Origin of the sequence: Rhizobium viscosum, from assembly GCF_014873945.1 — a bacterium.
In the GTDB taxonomy this organism is placed as follows: Bacteria; Pseudomonadota; Alphaproteobacteria; order Rhizobiales; family Rhizobiaceae; genus Rhizobium; species Rhizobium viscosum.
Map to the genome: position 1 here is coordinate 2,019,577 of NZ_JADBEC010000001.1, position 19,587 is coordinate 2,039,163.

The window sequence follows — 19,587 nt, forward strand, 5'->3', positions numbered from 1 at the left end:
TTTCTATGAGTTAGCGGCCTTCTCGCCTTGCCGGGCGGGGAGGTTTTCTCATAGACTTCAGCTCCTACCACCGCCCCCCCAGACCAGTCAGGGATCATCTCATGAGCAAGTTGAAGATTGCCGTCATCGTCGGCAGCACGCGTATTGGCCGTTTCGCGGAACATCCGGCCAAGTGGATCGCTGAGCTCGTCGGCGAGCGTTCTGATCTCGAAGTCGAAGTTCTGGATCTTCTCGACTACCCCATGCATTTCTTCGGCGAAGAGCGCGCTACGACGGCGGAGAGCGAAACCGCCGAGCGCTGGAAGAAGAAGCTGCGCGAATTCGACGGCTTCATCTTCACCGTCGCCGAATACAATCACGCCCCGACTGCTGTTCTGAAGAACGCGATCGATCTCGGGGAGTTCATCCATAAGCCGGTCAGCTTCGTCGGTTACGGCGGCGTCGGTGGCGCACGTGCGGTTGAGCATCTTCGCCTGATTTTCGTCGAAATGAGCGCGGCGTCCGTCAAGACGGCCGTTCACATATCGTTCGGCGAATATCTTTCTGTCCTCAAGGAAGGTAAGAGCCTCGGCGACTACGCTCATCTGAACGAAGCCGCCAAGAACTTGCTCGATCAGCTGACCTGGTGGGGCAATGCGTTGAAGGCAGCGCGCGCCGTCGTCACGTCTGCCTGATCGGAATTTCCGCATGCCGGGATGATCGCGTCCCGGCGGGGCCTCAGATATCGTAGGTATTTGCGGCGTTGATCGTCGAGATGAAACGCTTGGTGCGTTCGCGTTCCGGCGCATTGAAGATTGCCCTGGCGCTGCCCGTCTCCACCACGCTGCCGGCTTCCAGGAAAACCACGTCGTTGGCGATCTTGGAGGCGAGCCTCAGGTCATGGGTCGCCATGACCATGGTCGTGCCCTCGCGGGCGAGCTGGCCCAGCACATCGACCACTTCCGCGGACAATTCCGGATCGAGCGCAGACGTCGGCTCGTCGCAGAGCAGGACGCGTGGCGAAGGGGCAAGTGCGCGGGCGATCGCCACACGCTGCTGCTGGCCGCCCGAAAGCGTCGAAGGCCAGGCATCAACCTTGTGCGCCATACCAACCTTGGTCAGCAGTTCCATGGCGCGTTCGCGCGCCTTTTCCTTCGGCCATTTCAGGACGGTGACCAGACCTTCCATGACATTTTCGATCGCCGTCTGGTGCGGGAAAAGCTGAAAGTTCTGGAAGACCATGCCGGTCTGGCGGCGGATTTTCTGAATTGCCTGCCAACCGGTGCGTTTACCGGGTGCAAAGGAAAGAGTTTCCTCACCAAGGCGGATGGTGCCAGCGGTCGGGACTTCGAGAAGATTGATGCAGCGAAGTAATGTGCTCTTGCCGCCGCCGGATGGGCCGACGAGGGCTGTGACGCTGCCTTCGGGGATGCGGATGCTGATGTCTTTCAGGATGACCGCATCGCCGAAGCGCTTTTCGATATTGGAAAGCTCGATCATGCATTTGCCTCCAGCATGCCGCCATAACGCGCGAAACGGCGTTCGAGCCGCTGCTGCAGCGTCGACAGTACTGAGCTCAGGGCAAGGTAGATCAATGCCGCCTCGATATAAAGGATCAGCGGCTCATAGGTGGTGGCAACGATACGCTGAGCGGCCTGGAAGAGCTCCGGCACGGTGATGGCAGCAGCGAGCGAGGTATCCTTGACCAGTGAGATGAACGTGTTGGAGAGCGGCGGCACGGCAACGCGGGTGGCTTGCGGCAGGATGGTGCGGCTCATCGCCTGGCGCCAGCTCATGCCGATCGAATAGGCCGCTTCCCACTGGCCCTTCGGCACCGAGGAGATCACGGCGCGGATGATCTCCGAGCTATAGGCGCCGATATTCAGCGTGAAGCCGATCAATGCTGCCGGAAAGGCATCAAGCAGAATGCCGATGCTGGGCAGTCCGTAAAAGATGACGAAGAGTTGCACGAGCAGCGGCGTGCCGCGGATGATCCAGACATAGAAACGGGCAATGGCTGCAACGGATGCCGGGCCAAAGAGGCGGGCGATCGCGGTGATCAGCCCCAGAACCAGGCCGAAAGTGAAAGAAAGCAGGGTCAAGGGGATGGTGAAGATCAACCCAGCCCAGAGGAGCGAGGGGAGCGATTCCGCCATCAGTTGGAGCCAGTGCGGCAAGGGCGTGTCCTCAAGAAAAGATGCGTCCGGCGAAGGGTCGCCGGACGCTTTCTTATGCAGCTATAAATGATATGGGGGCAGCGCGAAACCGCCGGTCAGGACTTACTTGGAAACGTCCTGGCCGAAGTACTTGTCGGCGATCTTCTTATAGGTGCCGTCAGCCTTGATGTCGGCGAGCGCCTTATTGATCGCTTCGAGCAGTTCCGGCTCGCCCTTGCGGATGATGATGCCGGAATAGTCAGCATTTTCCTGCTGGGCGACGATCTTCACCGGAGCGTCCGGCTTGTGCTTCTTGAAGTCGAGGAAGGAAAGGCTGTCGTTGATCGTCGCGTCGGCGCGCTTCGTCAGGACGAGCTGGATCGACTGGTCGAAGCCGTCGGTGCCGACGAGTTCGGCCCCCGCTTCCGTGGCGAGCTTGCCGAAGTTGCTGGTCAGCGACTGAGCGGACTTCTTGCCCTTGAGATCGGCGAAGGACTTGATGCTGTCGTCGCCTTCGCGGACGATCAGAACGGCCTTGGAGGCGATATAGGGTTCGGAGAAATCGTATTTCTGCTTGCGGGCTTCAGTGATGCCGACCTGATTGATGACGGTGTCGTAGCGCTTGGCGTCGAGGCCGGCGATCAGGCCGTCCCACTTGCCTTCGACGAACTGAGCCTTGACGCCGAGCTTCGCGGCCACTGCTTCGCCGATTTCGACGTCGAAGCCGACGAGCTTGCCGCTTTCATCATGATAGGTGAAGGGCGCGTAAGTGCCTTCGGTGCCGATTTTGAAGACACCGGCGGACTTGATGGCGCCGAGGTTTTCGCCGGCGTGGGCAGGCAGCAGGGCTGCGGCCTGAATGAGAGCGGCGGCGGCAACGGTTTTCAACCAGTTCATTGTTCTATCCATCCTTGGGAAGATTGTGTTCGGATGGTCGATACATCGCAGAAAATTGCAGCATCGAAAGCGTAGAAAACTGCAAATAAAAGCGGCAACTGCGAATATTTTTCTCAAGCTGCCGCTTGGGCTCCGGAATTCGACTGAAACCGGTATCAGGCAGTGGCGCGACGGCGCAATCTTTCGCTGGCGATGATGATGAAACCCGCGCCGAGGATCATGACGGCGCCGACGACAACATTGTGTGTGGGAATGTCCGCCCAGATCACATAGCCGAGGATGAAGGCCCAGACGAGGGACGTATATTCGAAGGGCGCGAGCACCGAAACGGGCGCCTGGCGCATGCCTTCGAAAAGGGCGAACTGGGCACAGCCGGCGACGATGCCGGTGCCGATGAGCAGGGCGAGTTGCGTGAGGGTTGGGGTTTGCCACGTATAGATGACGGCAATGCCGGTCATGGTCAGGAAGAAGACGTTGGAAACCGCAAGCTGGATGATGGTCTTCTCATGCAGCGAGGTCTTGCGCAGCAGAACCATGGCGGAGGCCCAGAGTACGGCTGCCTGGAGCGCCAGGTAGACCGACCAGGAGATGGTCAGCCCGACCGGATTGCAGGCAATAAGCACTCCAATGAAGCCGACGCCAACGGCAAGCCAGCGGGCGGGCGTGACCTCTTCCTTCAGGATGACCCAGGCGAGGATGGTGCCGACGATAGGTGCCGCGTAATAGAGCGTGGTGACTTCCGCGAGCTGCAGGTGGCTTGCTGCCGTGTAATAGGAAAGCCAGGCGGAAAGCAGCAGGATGCTGCGGGCAATCATCGGCTTGATGATCGGTGAGGTAACTGCCTGATGCACCAACTTGCCACGGCCATAGGCGAGGCAGCCGACGAGAATGGTGAGACTGCGGAAAAACAGGATCTGCCAGACGGGAATGCTCGCCGTCAAAACCTTGACGATCGCATCATGGAAGGTGAACGCCATGTAGGCTGATGTCGTGAGCAGAATGCCCAGGCTGACGGAGTTTTTCACGGAAATGTACCAGGGGCAGGCGATACCGGCGGGAATCGGGGATGCCTGATCGATAGTCCTGCCCCCGGAGGCGGTCAATATGCGAGATTTCGCCCTGGTCGTGGGGCTTTGTTTCATAACGTCAGAAAACGTGTGATCGTGCATGTTGCGTGCACGGTCATCAGTGTTTATGCATGATTTTAGATTATGAACGATTGATCCGGTATAAACATGCAAGATTTTCTGTTGCGCGAGCGCCAGACTGTCATTTCCGAACGGCTGAAGACGCATGGCCGTGTGCTGGCTGCGGAACTGGCAGTCGAATTCGGCGTCTCGGAGGATACGGTACGGCGCGACCTGCGTGAGATGGCGGCGGCAGGGCTCTGCGAGAGGGTATATGGCGGAGCATTGCCGATTTCGCCGGCGCACGGAAGCCTGACCCAGCGCATGAGCTTTGCCACTGAGCGGAAACAGGCGCTGGCCCGCGCTGCTGCGGAGGAAATCGCTGCAGGCACAATGGTATTCTTCGATGCCGGCAGCACCAATCTGGCGATTGCCAACGCTCTACCAGCCGATCTTGCGCTGACGGCAGCAACCAATGCTCCGGCGATCGCTGCCGCATTGATTGAGAAGCCGGGTGTCAATGTCATTCTGATCGGCGGTCTGGTCGATCGCCAGACAGGTGGTTCACTTGGCGCCAAGGCATTGCGGGACATGGAGCAGCTGGCGCCCGACCTCTGCATCCTGGGCGCCTGCGGCGTCGATATCGAGGCGGGATTGACGACATTCGGCTTCGAGGATGCGGAGTTCAAGCGGTTCGCCACGTCCAGGAGCAAGCGGGTCATGGTCGCTGCCACATCGGAAAAATTCGGCACGGCTGCGCCACACAGCGTTCTGCCGGTCGCGCATTGCGAATGCCTTATCGTCGAGCACGATGCGGATGCCGCCATGCTTGAGAAATACCGTGCACGCGGGTGCCGGACGATCATCGCGGACAAGACGGCCTGAGGCCGTTCCACTTGTTGGGGATCGGGCAGGCAAGCCCGATTAAGAGGAAAGACAAGGAAATGGATAGTAACGTGAGTGCGGCGCCGAGGGTGCGGAGCAGCTTCATCACCCGGAGCAGAGTGGCGGTCTCGCTGCTCTTTCTCATGAATGGTTTCGTCGTCGGCTGCTGGGCGCCGAAGATTCCTGATTTCGCCGAGCGGCTTGGGCTTACCAAATTCGAGCTCGGGCTGATGATCCTCGTCTTCGGTTTCGGCTCGCTGGTCATGATGCCGATCGCCGGTGCACAGATTGCAAAACATGGCTCACGCGTTGTCGTGCGGGTGCTCGCAGTCTGTTTGCTGCCCACGCTTCTGGCGCTGACGCTGGCTCCCAACGTCATCACAGGGGCGATTTCGCTCTTTCTGTTCGGCGGCTTCATCGGCGCAATGGATGTGGCAATGAACGCCAATGCCGTGGCGGTAGAAAAATCCATGCGCCGCGCGATCATGTCGTCCTGCCATGCTTTCTGGAGCCTTGGTGGCCTGATCGGCTCCGGCCTTGGCGGTCTGGTGATCTCCAAGCTCGGTATTCTCGGCCACGCGGAGCTGGCGACTGTGCTGGCCGCCATCTTCCTCGCCGCCGCCTGGCCGATGGTCCTGGCCGATCCGCCGCATCCCGACACCAAGAAAGAGAAAACGAAGCTGCCGATGGTGCCGCTGCCGTGGCTGCTCGGCGTCATGGCGCTGTTCTGCATGGTACCAGAAGGTGCGGTCCTCGACTGGGGAGCGCTTTATCTCAGGCAGGAAATGGGTGCGTCCGTTGCCCTCTCCGGCCTCGGCTTTGCGGCCTTCTCGGCGGCGATGGCGACCATGCGCTTTGCCGGCGATCTGGTCCGCGATCGTCTCGGCGGGGTCAAGACACTGCGCATTTGCACGCTCTTTGCCATCGCCGGCATGCTGCTTGCAAGCCTTGCGCCGGATGCTGAAATCGCCATCCTCGGCTTCGCGCTTTGCGGTATCGGTATTTCGAACATGGTGCCGATCGCCTTTTCGGCTGCGGGCAACATCCCCGGCCTGAAGCCCGGCATCGGCATCTCTGTCGTCACGACCTTGGGCTATTCCGGCATGCTGGTGGCGCCTTCGATTATCGGCTTCGTGGCCGAGCATGTGGGCTTTGCGGCCGTCTTCATGGCGCTGCCGGTGCTCCTGCTCGTGGTTCTCGCATTCTCCAGGCTCGCACATTATGCCGACGGGGTCTCGGGCGGCGGCCATTGAGCCGCATCCAAACAAAAGTGATATGCGGGGCGGTTGACAAGCTCGCGGGCTTGATCCACCTGAAAGGCTCTGTTTTCCGGGTGTAAGAGCTCTTCATGTCTGCTTTCGATTTCGATCCGAAACCGCGCCGCGCTTCCGTTGCCGTCGATGTCGGCGGTGTCATCGTCGGCGGTGGTGCGCCGGTTGTCGTGCAATCCATGACGAACACCGATACGGCGGATGTGGATTCCACGGTTGCGCAAGTGGCTGCACTCCATCGCGCCGGTTCGGAGCTGGTGCGCATCACCGTCGACCGCGACGAAAGTGCTGCCGCCGTACCGAAGATCCGCGAGCGCCTGCTGCGCCTCGGCATGGACGTGCCGCTGATCGGCGATTTCCACTATATCGGCCACAAGCTGCTTTCCGATCACCCGGCCTGTGCCGAAGCGCTTGCGAAGTATCGCATCAATCCCGGCAATGTCGGGTTCAAGGACAAGAAGGACAAGCAGTTCGCCGAAATCATCGAGATGGCAATCCGCTACAACAAACCGGTGCGCATCGGGGTCAACTGGGGCTCGCTCGACCAGGAACTATTGACGCAGCTGATGGACAAAAACCAGGCCGAGGGATCGCCGCTTTCGGCCCGGCAGGTGACGCGCGAGGCGATCGTGCAGTCGGCGCTGCTGTCGGCACAACTCGCCGAAGAGATCGGCCTGCCGCGCAACCGTATCATCCTGTCGGCCAAGGTCAGCCAGGTTCAGGACCTGATCGCCGTCAATTCCATGCTCGCCGAACGTTCCAACCACGCGCTGCATCTCGGCTTGACCGAAGCCGGCATGGGCACCAAGGGCATTGTCGCGTCCTCGGCCGCGATGGGCTATGTGCTGCAGAACGGCATCGGCGATACGATCCGCATTTCGCTGACGCCGGAGCCGAATGGCGACCGCACCCGCGAGGTTCAGGTGGCGCAGGAACTGCTCCAGGTCATGGGTTTCCGCCAGTTCGTGCCCGTCGTCGCGGCCTGTCCCGGCTGTGGGCGTACGACCTCGACGGTATTCCAGGAGCTCGCGCAGAACATCCAGAACGACATCCGAAAGAACATGCCGGTCTGGCGGGAAAAATATCCGGGTGTTGAAGCGCTCAATGTCGCGGTCATGGGCTGCATCGTCAACGGCCCTGGCGAGAGCAAACATGCCGATATCGGTATTTCGCTTCCCGGCACCGGCGAGACGCCGGCTGCGCCCATCTTCATCGACGGCAAGAAGGCCCTGACGCTGCGCGGCCCAAATATCGCCTCGGATTTCGAGGCGTTGGTTATCGACTATATCGAGAAGCGATTCGGCCAGAAGACGGCGGCGGAGTAACTGCTCCGCTTTCGGTGGCCTGCTGCAGCAGGGTTGGATGGTGGCTCTGCTCTGTCTCAGCTCTTGCGTTCGGCTATGAAGTGGGCCGCGGTGATCAACAATGCGGCGCGTTCACCATAGGGGACCAGCAGCTCTTCCGCATCCTCGACATGCCGGCGCAGCTGTTTGTCTGCCCATTCCATACCGTGAAGCCCCACGAGCGTTCCCTTGCCGCGGGCAGCATCCTTGCCGGTCGCTTTGCCCATCGTCTTGATATCGGAAGTCAGATCGAGAATATCGTCGGCAAGCTGGAAGGCGAGGCCGATCTTTTCGCCGAAGCGGCGTAGGCGCTGCCGGTCTTCGGTAGACGCGCCGGCAATGATGGCGCCGGCCTCGCAGGCGAAGCGGATCAGCGCGCCCGTCTTCATCGCCTGCAGGCGAATGATGCCAGCCTCATTGGGCGCCTGCGTTTCCGCTGCAAGATCAAGGGCCTGTCCGCCGGCCATGCCGCCGAGGCCAGCGGCGCGGGCGATCGCCAGAACAAGTTCCGTCTTGCTGCGGTCCGGCAGGTCGGTTTCCGGCGCGGCGATGATATCGAAGGCATAGGTCAGCAGGCTGTCGCCGGCCAGAATAGCGGTCGCTTCATCGAATTTGATGTGTACGGTCGGCTTGCCGCGGCGCAGGTCGTCGTCGTCCATAGCCGGCAGATCGTCGTGAACGAGTGAATAGCAATGGATGCACTCGAGTGCCGCGCCGACGCGAAGCGCGGCCTGTCTGTTGCCGCCGAGAAGTGCTGCGCTTTCCACGACAAGGAAGGGGCGCAGGCGTTTGCCGCCATTCAGGACGGCGTAGTGCATGGCGCTACGCAAGAGGTCGGGGCGGGCGATCTCGTCGGACAGCTCGGTAGGAGAGAGCAGGAGATCGAGCAGCGCCTCGATCTCGGCGGCACTGCTTTTCAACCGTGTCTCGAATGTTTCCCGTTTGGCGTCCATGCGCGCTCTTTGGCACGGCAGAACGGCTGCTGGCAACGGAATTGTCGATCATCGTGTCAAGATTTCCGCTGCACTCTGGCAATGCGGGTTTTCAGGCGGTATGACAACGACCAGGGCGAAATCGGACTGGGACATTGGATATAGCGCCGCAGACAGAGGAAAGCGTCGAGGCGCCGGTTCACCGGCGTTGGCTTGGAGACCGCCAGGTGCTGAAACGCATTGTTCTTGCCGTTCTGGCCGTGCTGCTTTTGCCCTATGTGCTGATCTTTGTCTATCTGCTGCCCTTCATCCATCCGATTTCGACGCTGATGCTGCGCGATCTCATGCTTCTGCGCGGTTACGACCGGCAGTGGGTGTCGATCGATGATGTTGCGCCGGTGCTCGTGCAATCGGTGATGATGTCGGAAGACGGGCAATATTGCTTTCACGGCGGTGTCGATTGGGGCGAGATGCGTATGCTGGTCGAAGACACGCTGAAGGGCCAGGAGACGCGCGGCGGCAGCACGATTCCCATGCAGACGGCGAAGAACCTCTTCCTCTGGAACAGCCGCTCCTTCATCCGCAAGGGATTGGAACTGCCGTTGGCCGTCGGCTCCGACTTCGTCTGGTCGAAGCGGCGACTGATGGAGATTTATCTCAATATCGCCGAATGGGGGCCAGGCATCTACGGCATCGAGGCAGCGGCACAGTATCACTTCAAGGTGCCTGCCTCGAAGCTTACGCGCCGCCAGGCATCGTTGCTTGCGGTTTCGCTGCCGAACCCGATCGATCGCAATGCCGGAAAACCCGAGCGAGGGCTACGCAGGCTTGCATCGCTCATCGAACGGCGGGCGCAGGGCTCGGGCGATTACATCAAGTGTATCTATGATTGATATCAGAACTTGTCGTTGGTAGCGGCAAGCGTCATCTGACATTCTTGATCCTGCCATATGGGCGAATGCATCAGCAATCAAAGCCCCGAGTCGCCCATGACCACCACGACACTTTCGCCCGAGCTGCTTCAGTATTCGAAGACCCATAATCCGGCTCCGCCGCGGCATCTCGGCTCCCGCTATCACAAGCTCGGCGGCTTCTTGCCGGAGCAGGGTAACACGATCGTCTGCCATCCCCCGCGGGGCTCAAAAACGCAGCAGGTGCTGATCGAAGCGCGTGAGAGATATCTGGCGATGCCCGAGGCACCACAATTCATCTTCACGCCAATAACCAGCCTCCACATGACGCTCTTTGAAGGCGTGATCGAGACCGGCCGCAAAGAGAACCATTGGCCTGATAATATTCCGCTCGATACGCCGATCGACGATATGACGGAGCTCATGGGCGCGCGGCTCGAAGGCTTCACGATGTTCGATCCGTTCAAGGTCGCGATCGTCGAAGCCCGTCCGTCCGGCCTGCTCCTCGATGGGGCGACAGAGGATGACCGCAAGGTTATGCGCGCCTGGCGCGATGCCTTCGCCGATCTCCTGGGTTACCGTCAGCCCAACCATGAGAATTACAAGTTCCACATGACCTTCACCTATGCGATCGAGCGGCTGGAAGACGAGGCGCTGCCGCGCTGGCAGGCGATGCTTGACGAGGTGACAGAGGACATCCGCAGCAAGGCGCCGGTCCTGGAACTCAATCCGCCGGCCTTCTGCGTGTTCGAGGATATGAACCACTTCCACGAACTGCTGATCTTCGATTTCGAACCTTGACAGGACCACACCATGGACAAGCTGACGCTCTATATCGCCAATAAGAACTACTCTTCCTGGTCGTTCCGGCCGTGGATGGCGCTGACGGGCGGCGGCATCGATTTCGAGGAAGTGTTGATCCCCTTCGATTATCCAAACGGCAATCCCAACATCAAGGCGGTCTCGCCGAGCGGCCACGTGCACTTGCTGCAGCACGGTGCTCTGAAGATCTGGGAATCCTTTGCGATTATCGAATATGTGGCCGAGCTCTATCCCGATGCCGGGTTGCTTCCGAAGGATCGTGCCGAGCGGGCGCTCGCCCGTTCGGTCTCCGCCGAGATGATGTCGAGCTTCCGGGTGCTGCGCAACGCTTGCCCGATGAATATTCGCCGGCCAAAGGGCAAGATCGCGATGCCTGGCGGCGTCTCTGCCGATATCAGTCGCATCCAGACAATCTGGCGTGATCTACTGCAGAAATCCGGTGGACCGTTCCTCTTCGGTGCATTCAGTGGAGTGGATGCGATGTTTGCGCCTGTCGTCAATCGCTTCGATATCTATGATCTCGTCAGCAGCGCCGATACACTGGCTTACATGAACGTGATGAAGGCGCATCCGGCCTGGCGGAAGTGGGAAGAAGCGGCCCGCGCCGAGCGTTGGATCGTGCCGGAAGACGAAGTCTGAGCGGAGAATCAGAGGCATCGCAAAAAATACATATGGGGACTGGTCAAGGCCGCCCCTTGCATGTATAAGCGCGCAAAATTCCGAAATCGCGACATGTCCGTTTCGGCCGCCAGTCTGGCCGTGGGAATGTTTTGCCCGCAAGTGGAGTAAGAAAAATGGCTGTACCGAAGAGAAAAACGAGCCCGTCCAAGCGCGGCATGCGCCGTTCGGCTGATGCGCTGAAGGCTCCGACCTACGTCGAAGACAAGAACTCCGGCGAGCTGCGCCGCCCGCACCATATCGATCTGAAGACCGGTATGTACCGTGGCCGTCAGGTTCTGACGCCGAAGGAAAACGCATAATTCTTTATGCGGCTTGTCCGATGAAAGTTTTGAAGGCCGGCTCAATGCCGGCCTTTTTCTTTTCAAGATATTATAATCTTCGGTGTCTTGAAGTGAGACACTGATATCAGGCAGTATTCCCGCGAGATCGGGGAGGTATTTCTGCATGATTAACACAATACCGCTGATGGTTATTCCATTTATTCTTTACAATCTGGCGATGCTGGGCCTGATGGGCGGTGGCGGTATTCCGTCGCTCCAGCATGACGTGATCGTGCTGTCGATGCTTTCGGGCGCAATCTGGAGCATGGCGCTCGGCGATCTCTTCATCGTCGTGGCGCTCGTCGTACTCTTCTTCGAGATCCTGAAGGCAACCCGGAACGGTTCCGGCAACCTCATCAATCATATGCTGTCGATGCTGGTCTTCATCGCCTTCCTGGTCGAGTTTCTGCTCGTCCAGGATGCGGCGACCCAGGTTTTCTTCATCCTGATGACCATTGCGCTGATCGACGTGATCGGCGGCTTTGCGGTGTCGATCCGCAGCGCCGGCCGGGACGTTTCGATTGGCCTATAGGTTGTCGAGCTTGTTCTGCAGCGCGCGCAGCTGTTCCTTCAGCTCGTCGATGTCCTTCGCCTCTGCCTTGCGGCTTTCCTTTGGCGGCGGCGTCATGAAGGGCGAGAACATCTGCATGGCCTGCTGGAACATCTCGGTATTCCGGCGGACCTGCTCCTCGACCATCTGCATGGGAAGCTGCAGGTTCTTGCCGAGCGGCGTTTCACCGAAGGCACGGTTCACCTGCTCGCGGATCTGCGACTGCTGTTCCGTGAAAGCGCGCATGGAATGTTCCAGGAAGCTCGGAACGACCATCTGCATCTGGTCGCCATAGTAGGTAATCAGCTGGCGCAGGAAGGAGATCGGAAGCAGCGTGTTGCCGGTCTTCGATTCCTGCTCGAAAATAATCTGGGTCAGTACCGAATGCGTGATGTCGTCACCGCTTTTGGCGTCCTGAACAACAAAATCCTCCCCCTTCTTCACCATCTCCGCCAGGTCTTCCAGCGTCACGTAAGTGCTGGTGCCTGTATTATAGAGGCGGCGATTGGCATATTTCTTTATTACGATCTGACCCTCAGTCTTCGCCATATCAGTCTCCCGAACCCCGTCTGATTGTATGGATACTCCTCCACCAGAGACTGTAGACGCAAAAGAAGGGCGGTGACAATCTCTTTGTGCGATGCGGCAAGCCCTTTCCCTGTACGGATAAATCCATTCGAGGGCGCTGCAGCAAATGGTGGAATGGTCTTGGCATTTGACTTGCGCCTGCAGCTTTGTCAGTTTCCACTTATATGTGTGACGAGAAACGAGGAAACCACCCCATGAGCAGTTCATCCGTCGTCATCGCCAGCGCAGCGCGCACCGCTGTCGGTTCCTTTAACGGTGCTTTCGGCACAATTCCCGCTCACGAGCTCGGCGCAGCCGCCGTCAAGGGCGCGCTGGAGCGGGCAAGTGTTTCCCCCGAAGACGTGGACGAGGTTATCCTTGGCCAGGTCCTGCAGGCCGGCGAGGGCCAGAACCCCGCTCGCCAGGCGGCGATGAAGGCTGGTGTTCCCAAGGAGGCGACGGCCTGGAGCGTCAATCAGCTCTGTGGTTCCGGTCTGCGTGCCGTTGCCCTCGGCATGCAGCAGATCGCGCTCGGCGATGCGAAGATCATCGTCGCCGGCGGTCAGGAATCCATGTCGATGGCGCCACATGCAGCGCATTTGCGCGGTGGCGTGAAGATGGGCGACATGAAGATGATCGACACCATGATCAAGGACGGTCTGACCGACGCCTTTTACGGCTATCACATGGGCGTTACTGCTGAAAATATCGCACGCCAGTGGCAGCTTTCACGCGACGATCAGGACCAGTTCGCCGTCAGCTCGCAGAACAAGGCCGAAGCAGCGCAGAAGGCTGGCCGCTTCAGGGACGAAATCGTTCCCTTCGTCATTCAGGGCCGCAAGGGCGATGTGACCGTCGATGCCGACGAATATATCCGCCACGGCGCGACGTTGGAGGCTATGGCCAAGCTGCGGCCGGCCTTCGACAAGGATGGCACGGTGACCGCGGCGAACGCTTCCGGTCTCAACGACGGCGCTGCCGCAGCCGTGCTGATGAGCGAAGCGGAAGCATCGCGACGCGGCATCCAGCCGCTTGCCCGCATCGTTTCCTGGGCAACAGCCGGTGTCGATCCGCAGGTCATGGGGACTGGCCCGATCCCCGCCTCCCGCAAGGCTCTGGAAAAGGCCGGCTGGTCCGTTGCCGATCTAGACCTCGTCGAGGCCAATGAAGCCTTCGCGGCCCAAGCCTGCGCCGTGAACAAGGATCTCGGCTGGGATCCTGATATCGTCAACGTCAATGGTGGCGCGATCGCGATCGGTCATCCGATCGGCGCTTCGGGTGCGCGCGTCCTCAACACGCTACTCTTCGAAATGAAGCGCCGCGGCGCCAAAAAGGGTCTCGCAACACTGTGCATCGGCGGCGGCATGGGTGTCGCGATGTGCTTCGAGGCGATGTAAATAGCGTACGATGCATGTTTCATAAGGCCTGCGCGCGAGCGGGCCAACAACAGCAGGGGAGCGGAACATGAGCAGAGTGGCTTTGGTCACTGGTGGTACGCGCGGCATTGGCGCGGCAATTTCGATGGCACTCAGGAATGCCGGCTATAAGGTCGCAGCAAACTATGCCGGCAATGATGAAAAGGCCAAGGCATTTCATGATGTTACCGGCGTGCCGGTCTTCAAGTGGGACGTATCCGACTATGTTGCCTGCGGGGAAGGTATTGCAAGGGTCCAGGACGAACTCGGTCCGGTCGATATCCTCGTCAACAATGCCGGCATCACGCGCGATGCGATGTTTCACAAGATGACGCCGCAGCAGTGGCATGAGGTGATCAATACCAACCTCACCGGCCTCTTCAATATGACGCACCATGTCTGGAGCGGCATGCGTGACCGCAGCTTTGGCCGCATCGTCAATATCTCCTCCATCAACGGCCAGAAGGGCCAGATGGGGCAGGTGAACTATTCTGCCGCCAAAGCCGGCGACCTCGGGTTTACCAAGGCGCTTGCCCAGGAAGGTGCGGTCAAGAACATCACCGTCAATGCCATCTGCCCCGGTTATATCGGGACGGAGATGGTGCTTGCGGTGCCGGAAAAGGTGCTGAATGAGAAGATCATTCCGCAAATCCCGGTTGGGCGCCTCGGCGAACCCGAGGAGATCGCGCGCTGCGTGACCTTCCTCGTTTCCGACGATGCCGGGTTCATCACCGGTTCGACATTAACAGCCAATGGTGGTCAGTTCTTCGTCTGAGCCTGTTTCTTCTGACTGTGAGCGTAGTTGCTCGGGAAGCTGCCGGCACTGTCATAGGGGCCGGCAGATGCGCCATAGGCCGCGAAGCAATGGGTGATGAGGGCGGCGGTTGCGACGATCCTGTTCATGGTCGTGTCTTCCTGCGGACGCGCGCTCGGATAGTTGCTGTCACGCGGTTTCGGTTCATTGATCGAGTCAGGCGTTTGGATGACGCCGTCTATTGGCTTTGACGGGCACTTTCTGGACGGAGCGGTCCTGGCTGCGGAGGGCAGCGACGGCCGTCGTGAGGAAGGCCGAGGCGATCAGGATGGAGATCGCGGAATTCAGGAAAATCTGGGCCATGGTAGCGTTCCTTTGTAATCACGGGCGGCACATGCTCTGCCCTGCGATGTTGAAAGGAATATGGGCTTGGTGCTGGCGGCGCGGTAGATTTGACTTCAGCGACCGATCGTCAACGCGGCGTTGACGACAAAAGCGCTCAAGAAAAACGGGCGCCGAAGCGCCCGTTGAAAATTTCCGATGGGCCGATGCTGATTAGCGGCAACGCGCTTCGTAGCGGCGACCGTAGCGGTCGCGATAGATGCAGTAGCCGCGGCGTTCAACCGACTGGCCGATCAGTGCGCCTGTCAGACCGCCGGCGACTGCGCCGACTGCCGCGCCACCCCAGCTATTGCTGACAGCGCCACCGATGATAGCGCCCGTGCCAGCACCAATTGCCGTGCCCTGCTCCGTTGGGGTGCAGGATGCGAGAGCGCCAATGAGAGCGCAGCTAAGGATGATCTTCTTCATGTCTCAACTCCCCAGGTTACCGGCCTTTAAATTCGGCCCATCAGTACAAGAATGATAATGATGACGAGAACTAACCCCAAACCACCGGAAGGTCCATAGCCCCAGCCGCGGCTATAACCCCAATTCGGCAAGGCGCCAATCAACAACAGAATAAGGATAATAAGAAGTATCGTGCCAAGCATGGTGTTTGTCCTGTCTCATCCTCATTTCGACTGGACTAGAAACCCGCATCCGCGGCTTTTGTTCCCGGCTAAACTCTCAGAATATCACGGCGGCGTTATCGCCCATTGGGACAGAAGCCGAATTTAGCCGGTTCCTTCGAAAGCAAGTCGGCGAAATGTTATCGGGCATTTTCGAATATGGTTAAAAATCCCTTTGAATACAATATGTTGCGGTGAACAAAGCAGGAAAACGAAGATGTCTCCGATTCGTCAGCGATTCGTTCCGGCTTTGATCAGTCAGGACTTTTCATCGGCTTGCCGGCGCCGGCCTGCTTAAGGCTCCGTAAATTCAGCATGTAAAAGATTAACGCGATCCGAGAGCTCGGATAACTGCGCAAATCCGAAACCCGCATCTTGGGCTCGGTGACGAAAGCGTCCACAAGATATCGCCGTGAACGAAAGGGGAAAACCTCGACAGCAGCGATTCGTCTCCGATTCGTTCCGGCTTTGGTCGAAGCGTTAATTTTGGGCTTGACCTTTGCGTTTTTACGATGCGGCAAGAAGCGTTAATCGCGGTCGCCAGTATTTGTTCGCAGGCGAGTCTGCAGATTCAGCATCTAGTGTAAAAAAGCGATTCAAAATCAATACTTAGCCGTGAACAAAAGCTGAATCAGCCGGAGTCAGCGATTCGTCTCCGATTCGTTCTCAAGCTGTTCCGAATCTTAAATCAAGGACTTAGCGGGCTGTGACTTCCGTGCTCAATCCAAAGTCTATTTCAAATCTGCCCTTGCGTTTGAAGCTTCGGCTGTCCATGTGTTCTGTGCTTCATTCGCGGCTCCGACTTGACCCCGGGGCGTCACCGCCTCACTTGCATGGAACATGACACTGACTTCACAGCCGATGATACTGAGCGGGCGCGGCGTGACCGCGGTGCTCGGACCGACCAATACCGGCAAGACCCATTATGCGATCGAACGTATGGTGGCGCATGGTACAGGTGTCATCGGCCTGCCGCTCCGCCTGCTGGCGCGCGAAGTCTATACGCGCGTCGTCGAAAAGGTGGGCGCCCAGAATGTGGCGCTGGTGACCGGCGAAGAAAAGATCTCGCCGCCGAATGCGCGTTTCTCCGTCTGCACGGTCGAAGCGATGCCGCGGGAAACCAAGGCAGCTTTCGTCGCTATCGATGAAGTGCAGCTCGCAGGAGATCTCGAGCGCGGCCATATCTTTACAGACCGTATCCTGCATCTACGCGGCCGCGAGGAGACGCTTCTATTGGGTGCCGGCACCATGCGGCCGATCCTGCAGCAGCTTCTGCCGGGGATTACCGTCACGGAGCGGCCGCGGCTTTCCCACCTACTCTATGCCGGGCAAAAGAAGATTACCCGGCTGCCGCAGCGTTCGGCGATCGTCGCCTTCTCGGCGGACGAAGTTTATGCGATCGCAGAACTGATCCGGCGCCAGCGCGGCGGCGCGGCTGTGGTGCTCGGGGCGCTCAGCCCCCGCACCCGCAATGCGCAGGTGGCACTCTACCAGGAGGGCGACGTCGAATATCTCGTCGCGACCGATGCGATCGGCATGGGCCTCAATCTCGATGTCGACCATGTGGCCTTTGCGCAGGACCGGAAGTTCGACGGTTATCAATTCCGCAACCTCAACCCCGGCGAGCTCGGCCAGATCGCTGGCCGCGCCGGCCGCCATGTGCGCGACGGAACCTTTGGCGTCACCGGCCAGGTTTCACCCTTCGATGAAGAACTCGTGCAACGCATCGAGGGCCATGAGTTCGACAATATCAAGGTTCTCCAATGGCGCACCAAGGACCTCGATTTTTCCTCGATACAATCCCTGCGGGCAAGCCTTGAGACCGGGCCCCGCGTGCCGGGGCTGACGCGAGCGCTGCCGTCCGTCGACCAGCAAGCGCTCGACCATTTGTCGCGCTATCCGGAAATCATTGATCTCGCTAACACGCCGGCGCGGGTCGAAAAGCTCTGGGAGGCTTGCGCTCTGCCGGACTATCGGCGCATAACGCCTGCGCAACATGCCGATCTTATTTCTACCCTCTTTTCCGATCTGGTGCGCTATGGCACGGTGAACGAGCAGTTTCTAGCCGAACAGGTTCATCGTTCGGATCGGACAGATGGAGAAATTGACACTCTTTCGGCGCGAATCGCGCAGATAAGAACCTGGACCTATGTATCGAATCGGCCCGGCTGGCTTGCCGATCCGACACACTGGCAGGAAAAGACGCGGGAAATCGAAGATCGATTGTCCGATGCGTTACATGAAAGGTTGACGAAACGCTTTGTTGATCGCAGGACATCTGTGCTCATGAAGCGCCTGAGAGAGAATGCGATGCTGGAAGCTGAAATCAGTGTGAATGGCGATGTCTTTGTCGAAGGACATCATGTGGGGCAGTTGACCGGGTTCCGTTTCACGCCTGTCGGGGGAACGGACGGGCCGGACGCCAAGGCGGTTCAGGCTGCGTCGCAGAAGGCGCTTGCTCTTGAATTCGAAGCTCGCGCCGCACGCTTGCACGCCGCAGGCAATGCCGATCTGGCGATCGGTTCGGATGGGCTGGTCCGTTGGCTCGGCGATCCCGTCGGCCGCCTTTCGGGCAGTGACCATGTGATGCGTCCGCGTGTCATCCTGCTTGCCGACGAGCAGCTCACGGGCAATGCGCGCGACCATGTCGCCGCCCGTATCGAGCGTTTCGTCAATCATCATATCAGCACGGTGCTGAAGCCGCTCGACGACCTATCGCGCGCCGAAGACCTGCAGGGTCTTGCCAAGGGGCTCGCCTTCCAGCTCGTCGAGAATCTCGGCGTGCTCTTCCGCCGCGACGTGACGGAAGAAGTGAAGTCTCTGGATCAGGATGCGCGCGCTTCCATGCGCCGCTACGGTATCCGCTTCGGCGCTTATCATATCTTCGTGCCGGCGCTTCTGAAGCCGGCGCCGGCAGAGCTCATCACCCTGCTCTGGGGGCTCAAGAATGACGGCCTCGACAAGCCGGGCTACGGCGATCTCATTCCGGTGCTCGCTGCCGGCCGCACCTCCGTGGTCACCGATCCGAGCTTCGAGCGTATGTTCTACAAGCTCGCGGGCTTCCGCTTCCTCGGCAAGCGCGCCGTGCGTATCGACATTCTCGAGCGTCTGGCCGACCTCATCCGTCCGCTGCTGCAGTGGAAGCCGGGTCAGGGCACGCGTCCGGACGGCGCCTATGACGGTCGCCGCTTCACGACGACGACGGCGATGCTGTCCATTCTCGGTGCGACGCTCGAAGATATGGAAGAGATCCTCAAGGGTCTCGGCTACCGCGCCGACGCCGTGAAGGTCGAGGAGGCAGCTGCATTCCTCGCCACGCAGGATGCAGCATCCGCTCCGGCTGCGGCGGTGGCTGAGGCCGCAGCAGAGGAAACGGCTGAAAAGGCCGATCATGACGACGCAGATGGCGCTTCGGAAGAAGTGCCCGCGGTCGAAGCCGCACCGGTGGCTGCGGAAACGCCTGCAGGTGCCGAAGGTTCGGCTGAGGCGGGCGAAGCTGCGGAACCGAAGCCGGTTCTCCTGTGGCGCCTCGGTGGCCGCAACGAAAACCAGCGCCAGGCGCGCGGCCATGGCGACCGCCGTGGCGGACAGGGCCAAGGCCAGGGTCAGGACCGCGGCGAGCGCAACAATCGTCGCCAGGGCGGTAGCGAAGGCGGCGAGAGCCGGGACGGCAATCGCAATAACAACCGCAACCGGGATGGCGGCAATCGCGACGGTAACCGGGAAGGCGGCAATCGTGATGGGGGCAGGCCCCAGCATGCGCGCAATGACCGCAACGAGCAGCGCGGTGACCGTCAGGACCGCGGAGACCGCAAGGATCGTGGCGATCGCAACGACCGTAACAGCAACCGCGGCAATTCGCAGCCGCTGCGCTTCGAGGCCAAGCCGCCGCGCAAGGAGAAGCCGATCGATCCGGATTCGCCCTTCGCTAAGCTTGCAGCGCTCAAGGAGCAGATGAAGAAGTAAT

The 19,587-nt window shown here is 59.7% G+C and carries 22 protein-coding genes; 12 read left to right on the forward strand and 10 right to left on the reverse strand.

Going from position 1 to position 19,587, the window contains the following annotated elements; genetic code table 11:
* Positions 1–101: 101 nt before the first annotated feature.
* On the forward strand, positions 102–674 hold the full coding sequence (locus H4W29_RS10010) for an NADPH-dependent FMN reductase (RefSeq protein ID WP_192728784.1): 573 nt from the start codon (positions 102–104) through the stop codon (positions 672–674).
* Between the two features lie 43 nt (positions 675–717).
* Here the strand turns inward: H4W29_RS10010 and H4W29_RS10015 are convergent, their stop codons facing one another.
* The 4 genes from H4W29_RS10015 to H4W29_RS10030 form a co-directional block, all read right to left on the reverse strand.
* Positions 718–1,479, reverse strand: coding sequence for an amino acid ABC transporter ATP-binding protein (locus H4W29_RS10015; RefSeq protein WP_192728785.1), 762 nt, complete (start codon positions 1,477–1,479; stop codon positions 718–720).
* On the reverse strand, positions 1,476–2,156 hold the full coding sequence (locus H4W29_RS10020) for an amino acid ABC transporter permease (RefSeq protein WP_192728786.1): 681 nt from the start codon (positions 2,154–2,156) through the stop codon (positions 1,476–1,478). The genes H4W29_RS10015 and H4W29_RS10020 overlap by 4 nt, the downstream gene beginning before the upstream one ends.
* 102 nt (positions 2,157–2,258) lie before the next feature.
* Entirely contained in the window at positions 2,259–3,032 is a 774-nt protein-coding gene (locus tag H4W29_RS10025; RefSeq protein ID WP_192728787.1) for an amino acid ABC transporter substrate-binding protein, read from the reverse strand.
* 155 nt (positions 3,033–3,187) lie between these two features.
* Positions 3,188–4,057: a DMT family transporter gene (locus H4W29_RS10030; protein WP_192728788.1), complete on the reverse strand. Its 870-nt coding sequence runs from the start codon at positions 4,055–4,057 to the stop codon at positions 3,188–3,190.
* Positions 4,058–4,267: 210 nt separating this feature from the next.
* Here H4W29_RS10030 and H4W29_RS10035 point away from each other — a divergent pair, with 210 nt between their 5' ends.
* From H4W29_RS10035 to ispG, 3 genes are all read left to right on the forward strand, one after another.
* A complete protein-coding gene (locus tag H4W29_RS10035) occupies positions 4,268–5,044 on the forward strand; it encodes a DeoR/GlpR family DNA-binding transcription regulator (RefSeq protein ID WP_192728789.1) in 777 nt (258 codons plus the stop codon).
* Between the two features lie 59 nt (positions 5,045–5,103).
* Positions 5,104–6,297, forward strand: a complete 1,194-nt coding sequence (locus H4W29_RS10040; protein WP_192728790.1) for an MFS transporter — start codon at positions 5,104–5,106, stop codon at positions 6,295–6,297.
* 95 nt (positions 6,298–6,392) lie between these two features.
* Positions 6,393–7,640: a flavodoxin-dependent (E)-4-hydroxy-3-methylbut-2-enyl-diphosphate synthase gene (ispG, locus tag H4W29_RS10045; RefSeq protein ID WP_192728791.1), complete on the forward strand. Its 1,248-nt coding sequence runs from the start codon at positions 6,393–6,395 to the stop codon at positions 7,638–7,640.
* A gap of 56 nt (positions 7,641–7,696) precedes the next feature.
* On the opposite strand, the gene H4W29_RS10050 is transcribed toward ispG, so the two are convergent.
* The gene (locus H4W29_RS10050; RefSeq protein ID WP_192728792.1) at positions 7,697–8,611 is read right to left on the reverse strand and encodes a polyprenyl synthetase family protein; all 915 of its coding nucleotides are present in this window, start codon (positions 8,609–8,611) and stop codon (positions 7,697–7,699) included.
* A 134-nt stretch (positions 8,612–8,745) separates the two neighbouring features.
* Here H4W29_RS10050 and mtgA point away from each other — a divergent pair, with 134 nt between their 5' ends.
* The 5 genes from mtgA to H4W29_RS10075 all read left to right on the forward strand — a co-directional run bounded on the left by mtgA (position 8,746) and on the right by H4W29_RS10075 (position 11,856).
* The gene (gene mtgA, locus H4W29_RS10055) at positions 8,746–9,483 is read left to right on the forward strand and encodes a monofunctional biosynthetic peptidoglycan transglycosylase (protein ID WP_192728793.1); all 738 of its coding nucleotides are present in this window, start codon (positions 8,746–8,748) and stop codon (positions 9,481–9,483) included.
* A gap of 96 nt (positions 9,484–9,579) precedes the next feature.
* A complete protein-coding gene (locus H4W29_RS10060; RefSeq protein WP_192728794.1) occupies positions 9,580–10,302 on the forward strand; it encodes a DUF1868 domain-containing protein in 723 nt (240 codons plus the stop codon).
* A gap of 12 nt (positions 10,303–10,314) precedes the next feature.
* On the forward strand, positions 10,315–10,962 hold the full coding sequence (locus tag H4W29_RS10065) for a glutathione S-transferase family protein (protein WP_192728795.1): 648 nt from the start codon (positions 10,315–10,317) through the stop codon (positions 10,960–10,962).
* 155 nt (positions 10,963–11,117) lie between these two features.
* On the forward strand, positions 11,118–11,303 hold the full coding sequence (rpmF, locus tag H4W29_RS10070) for a 50S ribosomal protein L32 (RefSeq protein WP_026186748.1): 186 nt from the start codon (positions 11,118–11,120) through the stop codon (positions 11,301–11,303).
* A 145-nt stretch (positions 11,304–11,448) separates the two neighbouring features.
* Positions 11,449–11,856: a hypothetical protein gene (locus H4W29_RS10075; RefSeq protein ID WP_112544843.1), complete on the forward strand. Its 408-nt coding sequence runs from the start codon at positions 11,449–11,451 to the stop codon at positions 11,854–11,856.
* Here the strand turns inward: H4W29_RS10075 and phaR are convergent.
* Positions 11,851–12,423: a polyhydroxyalkanoate synthesis repressor PhaR gene (phaR, locus tag H4W29_RS10080; RefSeq protein WP_007827566.1), complete on the reverse strand. Its 573-nt coding sequence runs from the start codon at positions 12,421–12,423 to the stop codon at positions 11,851–11,853. The two genes, H4W29_RS10075 and phaR, sit on opposite strands and share 6 nt — an antisense overlap.
* 233 nt (positions 12,424–12,656) lie before the next feature.
* On the opposite strand from phaR, the gene H4W29_RS10085 reads away from it, so the two are divergent.
* Both H4W29_RS10085 and H4W29_RS10090 read left to right on the forward strand, forming a co-directional pair.
* Positions 12,657–13,838 (forward strand): acetyl-CoA C-acetyltransferase, encoded by a 1,182-nt coding sequence (locus H4W29_RS10085; protein ID WP_192728796.1) that lies wholly within the window; start codon positions 12,657–12,659, stop codon positions 13,836–13,838.
* 67 nt (positions 13,839–13,905) lie between these two features.
* Positions 13,906–14,631, forward strand: a complete 726-nt coding sequence (locus H4W29_RS10090; RefSeq protein WP_192728797.1) for a beta-ketoacyl-ACP reductase — start codon at positions 13,906–13,908, stop codon at positions 14,629–14,631.
* On the opposite strand, the gene H4W29_RS10095 is transcribed toward H4W29_RS10090, so the two are convergent.
* From H4W29_RS10095 to H4W29_RS10110, 4 genes are all read right to left on the reverse strand, one after another.
* Positions 14,616–14,759: a hypothetical protein gene (locus tag H4W29_RS10095; RefSeq protein WP_192728798.1), complete on the reverse strand. Its 144-nt coding sequence runs from the start codon at positions 14,757–14,759 to the stop codon at positions 14,616–14,618. The two genes, H4W29_RS10090 and H4W29_RS10095, sit on opposite strands and share 16 nt — an antisense overlap.
* A gap of 67 nt (positions 14,760–14,826) precedes the next feature.
* The gene (locus tag H4W29_RS10100) at positions 14,827–14,973 is read right to left on the reverse strand and encodes a hypothetical protein (RefSeq protein WP_192728799.1); all 147 of its coding nucleotides are present in this window, start codon (positions 14,971–14,973) and stop codon (positions 14,827–14,829) included.
* Between the two features lie 192 nt (positions 14,974–15,165).
* Positions 15,166–15,420: a YMGG-like glycine zipper-containing protein gene (locus H4W29_RS10105; RefSeq protein WP_192728800.1), complete on the reverse strand. Its 255-nt coding sequence runs from the start codon at positions 15,418–15,420 to the stop codon at positions 15,166–15,168.
* 26 nt (positions 15,421–15,446) lie between these two features.
* Positions 15,447–15,602, reverse strand: coding sequence for a DUF3309 family protein (locus H4W29_RS10110; RefSeq protein ID WP_017962528.1), 156 nt, complete (start codon positions 15,600–15,602; stop codon positions 15,447–15,449).
* Between the two features lie 858 nt (positions 15,603–16,460).
* Here H4W29_RS10110 and H4W29_RS10115 point away from each other — a divergent pair.
* Complete coding sequence (locus tag H4W29_RS10115) at positions 16,461–19,586, forward strand: helicase-related protein (RefSeq protein ID WP_192728801.1); 3,126 nt, start codon at positions 16,461–16,463, stop codon at positions 19,584–19,586.
* The last annotated feature ends 1 nt before the right edge of the window (position 19,587 follow it).

What these genes read in the sequence shown, in the direction of transcription:
- H4W29_RS10010 (WP_192728784.1), top strand. Translation starts at nt 102, where the DNA reads ATGAGCAAGTTGAAGATTGCCGTCATCGTCGGCAGCACGCGTATTGGC.
- H4W29_RS10015 (WP_192728785.1), bottom strand. Translation starts at nt 1,479, where the DNA reads ATGATCGAGCTTTCCAATATCGAAAAGCGCTTCGGCGATGCGGTCATC.
- H4W29_RS10025 (WP_192728787.1), bottom strand. Translation starts at nt 3,032, where the DNA reads ATGAACTGGTTGAAAACCGTTGCCGCCGCCGCTCTCATTCAGGCCGCA.
- H4W29_RS10035 (WP_192728789.1), top strand. Translation starts at nt 4,268, where the DNA reads ATGCAAGATTTTCTGTTGCGCGAGCGCCAGACTGTCATTTCCGAACGG.
- H4W29_RS10040 (WP_192728790.1), top strand. Translation starts at nt 5,104, where the DNA reads ATGGATAGTAACGTGAGTGCGGCGCCGAGGGTGCGGAGCAGCTTCATC.
- ispG (WP_192728791.1), top strand. Translation starts at nt 6,393, where the DNA reads ATGTCTGCTTTCGATTTCGATCCGAAACCGCGCCGCGCTTCCGTTGCC.
- H4W29_RS10050 (WP_192728792.1), bottom strand. Translation starts at nt 8,611, where the DNA reads ATGGACGCCAAACGGGAAACATTCGAGACACGGTTGAAAAGCAGTGCC.
- H4W29_RS10060 (WP_192728794.1), top strand. Translation starts at nt 9,580, where the DNA reads ATGACCACCACGACACTTTCGCCCGAGCTGCTTCAGTATTCGAAGACC.
- H4W29_RS10065 (WP_192728795.1), top strand. Translation starts at nt 10,315, where the DNA reads ATGGACAAGCTGACGCTCTATATCGCCAATAAGAACTACTCTTCCTGG.
- rpmF (WP_026186748.1), top strand. Translation starts at nt 11,118, where the DNA reads ATGGCTGTACCGAAGAGAAAAACGAGCCCGTCCAAGCGCGGCATGCGC.
- H4W29_RS10075 (WP_112544843.1), top strand. Translation starts at nt 11,449, where the DNA reads ATGATTAACACAATACCGCTGATGGTTATTCCATTTATTCTTTACAAT.
- phaR (WP_007827566.1), bottom strand. Translation starts at nt 12,423, where the DNA reads ATGGCGAAGACTGAGGGTCAGATCGTAATAAAGAAATATGCCAATCGC.
- H4W29_RS10085 (WP_192728796.1), top strand. Translation starts at nt 12,657, where the DNA reads ATGAGCAGTTCATCCGTCGTCATCGCCAGCGCAGCGCGCACCGCTGTC.
- H4W29_RS10090 (WP_192728797.1), top strand. Translation starts at nt 13,906, where the DNA reads ATGAGCAGAGTGGCTTTGGTCACTGGTGGTACGCGCGGCATTGGCGCG.
- H4W29_RS10095 (WP_192728798.1), bottom strand. Translation starts at nt 14,759, where the DNA reads ATGAACAGGATCGTCGCAACCGCCGCCCTCATCACCCATTGCTTCGCG.
- H4W29_RS10100 (WP_192728799.1), bottom strand. Translation starts at nt 14,973, where the DNA reads ATGGCCCAGATTTTCCTGAATTCCGCGATCTCCATCCTGATCGCCTCG.
- H4W29_RS10105 (WP_192728800.1), bottom strand. Translation starts at nt 15,420, where the DNA reads ATGAAGAAGATCATCCTTAGCTGCGCTCTCATTGGCGCTCTCGCATCC.
- H4W29_RS10110 (WP_017962528.1), bottom strand. Translation starts at nt 15,602, where the DNA reads ATGCTTGGCACGATACTTCTTATTATCCTTATTCTGTTGTTGATTGGC.
- H4W29_RS10115 (WP_192728801.1), top strand. Translation starts at nt 16,461, where the DNA reads ATGACACTGACTTCACAGCCGATGATACTGAGCGGGCGCGGCGTGACC.